The sequence below is a fragment of the Bacteroides sp. D22 genome, assembly GCF_000163675.1.
GTDB classification, from domain to species: Bacteria; Bacteroidota; Bacteroidia; order Bacteroidales; family Bacteroidaceae; genus Bacteroides; species Bacteroides xylanisolvens.
On the sequence record NZ_GG774797.1, the window covers coordinates 318,943 to 329,567 of the forward strand.

General features: G+C 43.3%; 7 protein-coding genes. 4 read left to right on the top strand and 3 right to left on the bottom strand.

Annotated elements, in window-relative coordinates; all coding sequences use genetic code 11:
* Positions 1-76: 76 nt before the first annotated feature.
* From HMPREF0106_RS20265 to HMPREF0106_RS20255, 3 genes are all read right to left on the bottom strand, one after another.
* Positions 77-1,594 carry an MFS transporter gene (locus tag HMPREF0106_RS20265; RefSeq protein ID WP_004301500.1) on the bottom strand — a complete coding sequence of 506 codons (1,518 nt, stop codon included), beginning with the start codon at positions 1,592-1,594 and terminating at the stop codon, positions 77-79.
* Between the two features lie 327 nt (positions 1,595-1,921).
* The gene (kduI, locus tag HMPREF0106_RS20260; RefSeq protein ID WP_004301501.1) at positions 1,922-2,842 is read right to left on the bottom strand and encodes a 5-dehydro-4-deoxy-D-glucuronate isomerase; all 921 of its coding nucleotides are present in this window, start codon (positions 2,840-2,842) and stop codon (positions 1,922-1,924) included.
* A 67-nt stretch (positions 2,843-2,909) separates the two neighbouring features.
* On the bottom strand, positions 2,910-4,316 hold the full coding sequence (locus HMPREF0106_RS20255; RefSeq protein WP_004301502.1) for a PTS galactitol transporter subunit IIC: 1,407 nt from the start codon (positions 4,314-4,316) through the stop codon (positions 2,910-2,912).
* A gap of 301 nt (positions 4,317-4,617) precedes the next feature.
* Between HMPREF0106_RS20255 and HMPREF0106_RS20250 the strand changes: the two genes are divergently transcribed.
* From HMPREF0106_RS20250 to HMPREF0106_RS20235, 4 genes are all read left to right on the top strand, one after another.
* Positions 4,618-5,817 (top strand): glycoside hydrolase family 88 protein, encoded by a 1,200-nt coding sequence (locus HMPREF0106_RS20250; RefSeq protein ID WP_004320969.1) that lies wholly within the window; start codon positions 4,618-4,620, stop codon positions 5,815-5,817.
* A gap of 9 nt (positions 5,818-5,826) precedes the next feature.
* The gene (locus tag HMPREF0106_RS20245) at positions 5,827-6,798 is read left to right on the top strand and encodes a pectinesterase family protein (protein WP_009039060.1); all 972 of its coding nucleotides are present in this window, start codon (positions 5,827-5,829) and stop codon (positions 6,796-6,798) included.
* A 359-nt stretch (positions 6,799-7,157) separates the two neighbouring features.
* On the top strand, positions 7,158-8,906 hold the full coding sequence (locus HMPREF0106_RS20240; RefSeq protein WP_032851014.1) for a pectinesterase family protein: 1,749 nt from the start codon (positions 7,158-7,160) through the stop codon (positions 8,904-8,906).
* Positions 8,907-9,271: 365 nt separating this feature from the next.
* Positions 9,272-10,612 carry an ATP-binding protein gene (locus HMPREF0106_RS20235; RefSeq protein WP_009039062.1) on the top strand — a complete coding sequence of 447 codons (1,341 nt, stop codon included), beginning with the start codon at positions 9,272-9,274 and terminating at the stop codon, positions 10,610-10,612.
* Positions 10,613-10,625: the final 13 nt, after the last annotated feature.

Consider the following 10,625-nt stretch of genomic DNA (forward strand, 5'->3'; position numbering starts at 1 on the left):
ATTGGTTAAAAACAAAAGAGTAACTCGGCGACGAGTTACTCTTTTGTTTTTAACGATTCTATCTGTTCGAATAGATTTACTCTAATACGATAGGTTTGTATTTCGGAACTAATGCCTTCATGATAACCCAACCCAACAGATAAGCTACTGCACATACGCAGAAGATAACGAAATATCCGGCTGGTTTGCCTTCGAATCCCATGAATGTCATGGCTGGGTGTACGAATTGTGCTCCTTGTTCGAGTAATTCTTTTGTCATTTCCACCTCTTTGCCGTCGATCATCGTTGTTCCGGAAGCATATACGAACAAGTTACCTGCCACTTTCTGAAGAATCATAGAGCCTACGCCTCCTGCCATACCACCTATACCGGTGATACTTGCAATAGCTGTTCTTGGGAACATATCGCCTACGGTAGAGAATATATTGGCCGACCAGGATTGATGAGCAGCTCCACCAATACCGATTAAGATAACCGGGAACCATGGAGAAACAGTACCTAACGGTTGTGCTAACAGTACAACCAGCGGGAAGAAGGCGAAGATTAGCATCGCTTTCATACGGGCTGCATACGGATTCATACCTGTTCTGTTGATGAAGATAGTAGGTAATTTACCACCATAGATAGATAACATAGTCACTGCATAAAGCGTAAAGATCAACGCCATACCCAGTGGGTCGGAGGTTTTGATACCGAATTGTGTATTCAGATAAGACGGAGTCCAGAAAAGGAAGAACCACCATACGCCGTCAGTCATGAACTTACCGAAGACAAAGGCCCATGTTTGTTTGTAGCTGAAACATTGCCAGAACTTCATTCTCTTTTCATCTTTTTCGTCTGTCATTGGAGCACTGCCTGCTTCGCGATTATCTTGCTCGATGTAGTCAAGCTCTGCCTGATTGACATGTTTGCTTTTCGACGGGGCATCATACATAAACACCCAGAATCCCATCCAGATAAAGCCAAGTCCACCAATTACGATAAATGCCATTTCCCAACCGAACATTTTTGCCAGAATAGGAATGGTAAGAGGAGCGATCAATGCTCCGATAGATGCACCAGCATTAAAGATAGAAGTAGCATAAGCACGGTCTTTTTTAGGGAAGTACTCTGCGGTTACTTTAATAGCGGCAGGGAAGTTACCGGCTTCTCCTAAAGCAAGGATACAGCGGGCAGCGAGGAAGCAGTACATACTGACCGTAGCAATAGTCACTACCACATCTCCTGTGGCACCTGCCAGTTCTGCTGCACTATGAAGTCCAACTTGTGCTTCTGTGACAATACCACAAACGGCATGAAGACAAGCACCTGCCGACCAGACACCGATAGCCCATAAAAATCCTTTTTTAGTTCCCATCCAGTCGACAAAACGACCGGCAAACAGCATACATATAGCGTATACAATGGAGAAAACAGAAGTAATAGTACCGTAGTGAGATTCGTCCCAGTGGAATTCCGGTTTGATAAATTCATCCCACGTCAATGAGAGAACCTGACGGTCGAGATAGTTAACTGTAGTAGCAAAAAATAGCATAGCACAGATGGTCCATCTGTAGTTTGTCATCTTTTCGCCTGTTTTTTGAAATGCATTCATGATAATGGATTTAAATAGATTTTGTTTCGTTGACAAAGGTCGGTATTTCGACTGAATTTTATTTGTAAAAATTGGTCAAAATCATGTATTATTCGTTGCATTATATATGCTATTTGTTTCAAAGGATATAAAAATGTCTCATAGCATTATCATTTGCAACGTTGGGGGTAATACAGAAAGAAGATAAACGAGTTTGTGAATCAAGAGCAAATGAGTCTAATCTTTTAGACGCAGATGACGCGGATAATGCGGATTCTTATTTTTGATCCGTGCTATCCGCGTTATCTGCGTCTGAAAAATTATATGTCATACAGGAATACGCAACGGTTAGCGCATTTCTGTATATTTGATCTTGTCCATGTCTCCGTAGTCGAGGTTTTCACCTGCCATACCCCAGATAAACATGTAGTTGCTTGTTCCGGCAGCAGCGTGGATAGACCATTCCGGTGACATGATAGCTTGTTCGTTCTGCATCCATACGACGCGTTCTTCTTGAGGTTCGCCCATGAAGTGGCAAATAGCATTTCCTGCCGGTACATTGAAGTAGAAGTATGCTTCTACACGACGAGAGTGAGTGTGTGCCGGCATGGTGTTCCATACGCTACCCGGTTTCAGTTCAGTCAATCCCATCTGCAATTGGCAAGGACCTTCCTCAAGTACGTTGTTAACAATCAACTGGTTGATAACGCGGTCGTTGCTTTCTTCCAGCTTTCCGGCAGCAAATGAGTTTGCTTTCAGAGAACCTTTACGTCCGTCGATAGTAATCAATTGAGTCTTGTATTCCTTGTGGGCAGTAGCCGAGTTGATGTAGAATTTAGCAGGATTGCTGGAATCTTTGCTCTTGAAAGTCACTTTCTGCTTGCCTCTACCTACGTACAGAGCATCTTTGAATTTCAGCGTATATTCTTTACCGTCTACGGTTACGATACCTTCGCCACCAATGTTGATGACACCCAGTTCGCGGCGTTCGAGGAAGAATTTAGATTTCAATGGGTCGATTGTTTCAAGTACCAATTCTTTTGTTGCAGGTACTGCGCCACCGAAGATCAGACGGTCGTACATAGAATAAGTAACGTTGATTTCGTTTGGAACCATTACTTTTTCCATCAGGAAGCTACTGCGCAAGCGGTTAGTATCATACGTTTTCACGTCTTGCGGGCTGCAAGCCACTTGCATCTTGTAATTCACCTGGGCGGAGGCAGACATTGCTGCGATACCCAACATCATTGCAATTGCTAATTTTTTCATCTTTCGAGTTTTTTATTGAGTTATATATTATATACCACTTATTATTATCAGTTAAAGGCTTTTCTACTTATTCCTTATTACTGTTCAATGCGTTTTTTGCGTCGTTTCTAGTCATGCGGATACGGTTGTAGATAGCCATTCCGAGTGCCAGTGCCACGAGGATGGCAGGGCCGATAATCTTCAGACTGTAAGTAAGGTGGAAGATACCCCAACAGAAGAGACTGGAAGCAAAGTCAAGCGCGCCGCCTTCAAAACCGGCGGGGATGTTTACTGTTGGGTCACCTGTTGCTTCGTATACATCTTTAGCAGCCAGTGTGAAGAAGCCTGCCAGTCCTGTTACGAAATACAGACCTACAATCAATGCCACCAGGCCGATAATAAATGATTTCACTACGTTACCTTTTGTAATAGGCAGAATCATCGGGAACAGGTAGAACATACCTGCCAGAGAAGCCAGCGGTAAGAAACGGTTGCCTGGAAGGATTACAGCCAAGAAGATAGTGACAGGGATCAACAGCAGAGATACCACCAGGGTAGTCGGGTGACCGATAACCAGTGCAGGGCTCATACCGATGCTCAAACCGGTGTTATTCTTATATTTCTTAGCGATCAGTTCGCGGGTAGCGTCAGAGATCGGTTTCAAACCTTCGATAAAGAGGCTGGTGATACGTGGAATCAATTCCATTACCGCACCCATCTTGATACCCAGTCCTAAAATGCCCGGAATATTATCCAATACTTCTTTCCAGCTGGCACAACCCAATGCGCCGATACCGCAACCGATTACGATACCCAAGAACAGCGGTTCACCCATCAATCCGAATTTCTTTTTCATACCTTCAGAATCGATATTCAGCTTGTCGAATCCCGGAATTTTATCCAATAGTTTATTGATTACAATAGCAAACGGAACGAAACTTTGGCAGAACGGTTGAGGAATAGAGATACCGTCCATTTTATCATAGAACTTCTGGAAAGCAGGAGCAGTCATATCAGCCATTACCAGTGTAATGATGTAGCAGATGATGGCAGCGAAGAATCCCCAATAGATATTGTCGGAAGCAAAGTAGACGATAGCACCGATAAATGCGAAGTGCCAATAGTTCCAAAGGTCGATATTAACGGTACGGGTTGTTTTGGTAAGCAACATTAATAAGTTAACTCCCAAGCAAACAGGGATGATGAAAGCACCGACTGAAGTGTTGTAAGCTACCGCCGCAGCAGAAGGCCAACCCATGTCGAAAATTCCCAATTCCAATCCGTAGATTTCAACCATTTTACTTAATGCCGGACCCAGACTGCTGGTGAGCAATGCCGTCACTACTGATAAACCAACGAAACCGACACCAACCAACAAACCGCTCTTCAGCGCTTTGGGAAGTTTAATACCGATACATACTCCTAAAATCGTGAAAATGATTGGCATCATTACTGCCGCTCCAAGACCGATAATGTACTTAAATACTTCTTCCATTCTGTTCTATTTTTTCTCTGTTTTAATGATAAATTACCTGTGTTTCCCCAGAGGGTATTAGTTGTAAACCGTGCCAAAAGTAAGACCTTTTTTGCTTTCTTCCAAAACGAAACTCTTAATTTATGAGATATTGCATCAAAAATGGACATTTTTGACGTTTGCGTGCACAAAATTAGTCGTTTCCGTGCACGAAAAACAAAAAATGCACCTACTTGACTAAAAAATCCCACTGGGTTTGGAGGAAAAACACTACTTTCGTACCGTGAAAAAAGACTATGTTGAATCCTTAAAATAACAAACCATGAGACGAACTCCTTTTTATAATTTTTTTATAGTGGCTTTATTGGTTACAATGACCGCTTCCGTATCGGCACAACAGGTAGACAGCAAACTTCCCTGGTCTGTGCGACTGACTGAATCGGAAATGATCCGTTACCCCGAATCCTGGCAGCTCGACTTTCAGCCGAAACTGAAGTGGGATTATTGCCACGGACTTGAACTGGGAGCCATGCTCGATGTGTACGACGCTTATGGCGACAAGAAAATTCGTGATTACGCCATCGCGTATGCGGATACAATGGTGCACGAAGACGGAAGCATTACCGCTTATAAATTAACCGATTATAGTCTTGACCGTATCAACTCCGGAAAAATCCTTTTCCGTATCTATGAGCAGACCAAGAATCCTAAATATAAGAAAGCGCTCGACCTGCTTTATAGCCAGTTTGAAGGACAACCGCGTAATGAGGACGGTGGTTTTTGGCATAAAAAGATTTATCCCCACCAAATGTGGCTGGACGGAATTTACATGGGAGCTCCTTTCTACGCGGAATATGCATTCCGTAATAATCTTCCGCAGGACTATGCAGATGTAATCAACCAGTTTGTCACTTGTGCCCGTCATACGTACGATCCTAAGAATGGTCTTTATCGTCATGCGTGCGATGTAAGCCGCACTCAACGTTGGGCGGACCCGGTGACCGGACAATCGAAACATACATGGGGACGTGCAATGGGATGGTATGCGATGGCATTGGTGGATGTGCTCGAATTTATTCCGCAACATGAAGCCGGAAGAGATTCCCTGCTTGATATATTGAATAATGTAGCTGTGCAGGTGAAGAAACTTCAGGATCCGAAGACCGGAGGATGGTATCAGGTGATGGACCGGAGTGGTGATAAGGGTAATTACGTAGAATCTTCCTGTTCCGCTATGTTCATTTATTCGCTCTTTAAGGCGGTTCGTTTGGGATATATTGATAAGTCTTATCTGGATGTGGCATTGAAGGGCTACAAAGGATTCCTGGATAATTTTATCGAAGTGGACAAGAACGGATTGGTAACCATCACCAAGGCTTGTGCAGTGGCAGGATTGGGAGGAAAGGTCTATCGTTCCGGCGATTATGACTATTATATTAATGAAACTATCCGCAATAACGATCCTAAAGCCGTAGGACCTTTTATTATGGCTAGCTTGGAATACGAACGTTTACAAAAGTAATTTCCGACAATGAAAAGGAGTATTTTTAAAGGAATGATGTGTTTGCTTCTACTGGGTGTGGGAGCAACATCTGTTTATGCACAACAACAGCAATGCAAAGACACATTAGTTGTGGCACGCGACGGGACAGGGGAGTATCGTAACATTCAGGAAGCCGTGGAAGCTGTCCGCGCTTTTATGGATTATACGGTGACGATATTTATCAAGAACGGTATATACAAAGAAAAACTGGTCATTCCTTCCTGGGTAAAGAATGTGCAATTAGTGGGCGAAAGCGCAGAAAAAACGATTATCACTTACGATGACCATGCCAATATCAATAAGATGGGTACTTTCCGCACCTATACGGTAAAAGTGGAAGGGAATGACATCACTTTCAAAGACCTGACGATTGAAAATAATGCGGCTCCACTGGGGCAAGCGGTAGCTCTTCACACCGAAGGTGACAGACTGATGTTTGTCAACTGTCGTTTCTTGGGAAATCAGGATACTATTTATACAGGAACCGAAGGAGCGCGTCTCTTATTCACAAATTGCTATATCGAGGGAACTACCGATTTTATTTTTGGTCCTTCCACCGCTCTATTCGAATATTGTGAACTGCATAGTAAACGTGATTCGTATATCACTGCCGCTTCCACTCCTCAAAGTGAAGAATTCGGTTATGTTTTCAAAAACTGTAAGTTGACGGCCGCTCCGGGAGTGAAAAAAGTATATTTAGGTCGTCCGTGGCGTCCTTATGCGGCAACGGTCTTTATCAATTGTGAGTTTGGTAATCATATCCGTCCCGAAGGATGGCACAATTGGAAGAATCCGGAGAACGAAAAGACAGCCCGTTATGCCGAATTCGGAAATACGGGTGCGGGCGCAGATACTTCCGGGCGTGTGGCATGGGCTAAACAGTTGACAAATAAGGAGGCAATGAAGTATACTCCGCAAAATATCTTTAAGGAAAGCAGTAATTGGTATCCCTATAAATAAAAATACGTAGGTTTTCCGACTGTTTATGCAGCTTGAAATTTTTGTTTCCGGGCTTGGCTCTTTGCTTTCCCTAGCTTAAAACTCCTGTTCCAAGGCAGGAAACTGCAGTTTCCCTATGTGGGAACTGTCGTTTCTCTACGTGGAAACTAGCGTTTCTTCCCGGGGAAACTGTAGTTCCTATGCGTGGAAACTGAATTTGCCTGCGTGCAAAACAGGATTATATAAGGTGTTGCAGATAAACATCTGCAACGGTATCTGCAACAGTATCTGCAACGCTGCAATCAGTTGATTGCAAGTAAGATACAAGCAAAACGTTGCAGGTGGCAGATAAAAACAAAAAATAAAACTCGTAAGAGGGGATGAAGAATATGAAAACACTTAGGGTTAAAATGGTAGGGCTACTTGCAACGGCTCTTATTCTTTTTTCTGCATTTCGTGCAGACAAACCGGTCATCACTATCTTTATGATAGGTGATTCGACAATGGCTAACAAGAAAATAGACGGAGGAAATCCCGAACGTGGTTGGGGAATGGTACTTCCCGGATTCTTCTCCGAAGACATACGGATAGACAATCATGCCGCCAACGGTCGAAGTTCTAAGAGCTTTATCAGCGAAGGACGCTGGGAAAAAGTAATTTCTAAAGTGAAAAAAGGAGATTATGTCTTTATTCAGTTCGGCCATAATGATGAGAAAGCAGACTCTACCCGTCACACCGATCCGGGCAGTACTTTTGATGAAAATCTTCGTCGGTATGTGAATGAAACCCGCGCCAAAGGTGGAATACCGGTATTGTTCAACTCTATCGTCCGTCGAAATTTCGTACAGCCGAAGGATGATGCCATCGCAAAAGATGTCCGCCGCACACCAGGGGAAAAGGAACAACCGAAAGAAGGAATTGTTTTATTCGATACGCATGGCGCCTATCTGGATGCTCCCCGCAATGTGGCAAAAGAACTGGGAGTGACTTTCATCGACATGAATAAAATCACCCACGACCTGGTGCAGGAACTGGGACCAGTAGAATCAAAGAAACTATTTATGTTTGTCGAACCCAATCAGGTGCCGGCTTTCCCGAAAGGTCGTGAAGACAATACTCATTTAAACGTATACGGAGCACGAACAATTGCCGGACTGGCAGTGGATGCCATCGGCAAGGAAATTCCGGAACTGGCGAAATATATCCGTCAATTCGATTATGTAGTGGCCCAAGACGGTAGCGGTGATTTCTTTACCGTGCAGGAAGCTATCAATGCTGTTCCCGATTTTCGCAAAGACGTCCGTACCACTATCCTGATTCGTAAAGGAACTTATAAAGAGAAACTCATCATCCCTGAATCCAAGATTAATATCTCTTTGATTGGAGAAGACAGTGCGATACTGACTTATGACGGTTTTGCAAACAAGAAAAATGTATTCGGCGAGAACATGGGAACTTCCGGTTCGTCCAGCTGTTACATCTATGCCCCCGATTTTTATGCGGAGAATATCACATTCGAGAACTCATCAGGTCCCGTAGGACAGGCAGTTGCCTGCTTTGTGTCTGCCGATCGTGTCTATTTTAAGAACTGTCGTTTCCTCGGCTTCCAGGATACCCTCTATACATACAGCAAGCAAAGCCGCCAATATTATGAAGACTGCTACATCGAAGGAACGGTAGATTTTATCTTCGGTTGGTCTACGGCTGTTTTCAACCGTTGCCACATTCATAGCAAACGGGATGGTTATGTCACCGCTCCCTCTACTGATAAAGGTAAAAAATATGGCTATGTATTCTATGATTGCAAACTGACTGCGGAACCGGAAGCCACAAAAGTGTATCTGTCCCGTCCCTGGCGTCCGTATGCACAAGCTGTATTCATCCGTTGCGAATTGGGGAAACACATTCTTCCCGTTGGCTGGAACAACTGGGGCAAGAAGGAAAACGAGAAAACTGTCTTTTATGCCGAATATGAAAGTCGGGGCGAAGGAGCCCATCCGAAAGCGCGCGCTGCTTTCTCCCAACAATTGAAGAATCTGAAAGGATATGAGATAAATGCAGTTTTGGCAGGAGAAGACGGATGGAATCCGATAGAGAACGGAAATAAACTGATAACGGTAAAGCGTTGATCTGACGAACAGATATGATTGTTTACTCAAGTTTCGGAAGTAGTTTAATAGGCTGAAAGCCTTCTATTATATAGCGTAGGGCATTGCCCTACGTGATAGGTATACACCAAACATAAGCCCTGAAAGGGCGGAACTGCATATGCTCAACTGGTACACTGCTTTATTGAGCTGGTACAACTTTATTGAACTGGTACAAAGTTGGTGTAATATACCTCTGCAATGGAACAAAAATTAAGCTAATTTACCTCTGCAATGGAACAAAAATTAAGCTAATTTACCTCTGCAATGAAACAAAAAATGAGTAAATTCACCCCTGCAATGAAACAAATTTGTATATTTGTAACTGTAAATAAACAAATTACGATATGTTTGAACGAAGGATACAGAAGCAGTTGCATGAGTGGGCAGAGAAAAATAATAGAAAACCTCTGATATTGAGAGGAGCCCGCCAAGTAGGGAAGACCACTATTGTTGAGCAGTTTGGCAAAGAATTTGATAATTTCCTGTCTTTAAACCTTGAAAAGAAAGAGGCAAAGGATTTGTTTGAGTCTACTGATGATGTAAAGATGCTGCTGCCTTTATTGTTTTTGTATGATAATAAGCCGCAGAGACCGGGACGAACCCTGCTTTTTATCGACGAGATACAGTCGTCGCCACAAGCTGTTGCATTGTTGCGGTACTTTTACGAGGAATTGCCGGAGTTGTATGTTATTGCAGCAGGTTCTCTTCTGGAAAATATGTTGGACAAACACATCTCGTTGCCTGTAGGACGGGTGGAGTATATGGCTTTGCATCCGTGTTCCTTTATTGAGTTTCTTCAGGCAATAGGAGAGGGACGGTTTGTAGATTGGATTTTGGAAGCACGCTTGCCGGAGGCTTTCCACCAACAATTAATGCTACTTTTTAATAGTTATGCACTGATAGGCGGGATGCCCGAAATTGTAGCGAGGTATGCTGCCAACCGAGATGTTGTATCCTTGTCCGATACTTACAATCAACTGCTAAATGCCTACAAGAATGATGTGGAAAAGTATGCGGAGACAAACACGCAAGCTGCGGTGATTCGTTACATACTGGAAGAAGGTTGGGGATATGCAGGGCAAGCTGTCACTTTAGGAGGATTTGCACAGTCCGCTTACAAAGCCCGTGAAACGGGCGAGGCTTTCCGTACTCTGGAAAAAGCATTGTTGCTGGAGTTGGTATATCCTACCACTCATACGATAATGCCAGCTACCACAGATTTGAAACGCGCTCCTAAATTGATCTGGCTGGATACAGGACTAGTAAATTATGCGGCTGAAATACAAAAAGAATATCTTCTTAGTAAAGATTTGACGGATACATGGAGAGGTATGGCTGCCGAACAAATCGTTGCGCAGGAATTAAAAGCTCTTTCCAACGAAGTAGGTAAGAAGCAAAAGTTTTGGGTACGGGCTAAAAGGGGGAGTTCTGCAGAAGTGGACTTTGTATACATATATGGCGGGAAAATCATTCCAATTGAAGTGAAAAACGGACACAACGCCCACTTAAAATCCATTCATCAGTTTATGAATGAAACGGAGCATGATTTGGCAGTTCGAATCTGGTCGGGGAATTATGCTATAGACGAAGTTACTACTAATGAAGGAAAACATTTCAAACTTATCAACCTTCCTTTTTACATGATAGCCGCATTGCCTAATATTTTAAAAAAAATAGAGACATAAGTCATGTTGGCCC

Excerpts from the sequence above, each read along its gene's own strand:
- HMPREF0106_RS20265 (WP_004301500.1), bottom strand. The coding sequence starts at position 1,594 with ATGAATGCATTTCAAAAAACAGGCGAAAAGATGACAAACTACAGATGG.
- kduI (WP_004301501.1), bottom strand. The coding sequence starts at position 2,842 with ATGAAAAAATTAGCAATTGCAATGATGTTGGGTATCGCAGCAATGTCT.
- HMPREF0106_RS20255 (WP_004301502.1), bottom strand. The coding sequence starts at position 4,316 with ATGGAAGAAGTATTTAAGTACATTATCGGTCTTGGAGCGGCAGTAATG.
- HMPREF0106_RS20250 (WP_004320969.1), top strand. The coding sequence starts at position 4,618 with ATGAGACGAACTCCTTTTTATAATTTTTTTATAGTGGCTTTATTGGTT.
- HMPREF0106_RS20245 (WP_009039060.1), top strand. The coding sequence starts at position 5,827 with ATGAAAAGGAGTATTTTTAAAGGAATGATGTGTTTGCTTCTACTGGGT.
- HMPREF0106_RS20240 (WP_032851014.1), top strand. The coding sequence starts at position 7,158 with ATGAAGAATATGAAAACACTTAGGGTTAAAATGGTAGGGCTACTTGCA.
- HMPREF0106_RS20235 (WP_009039062.1), top strand. The coding sequence starts at position 9,272 with ATGTTTGAACGAAGGATACAGAAGCAGTTGCATGAGTGGGCAGAGAAA.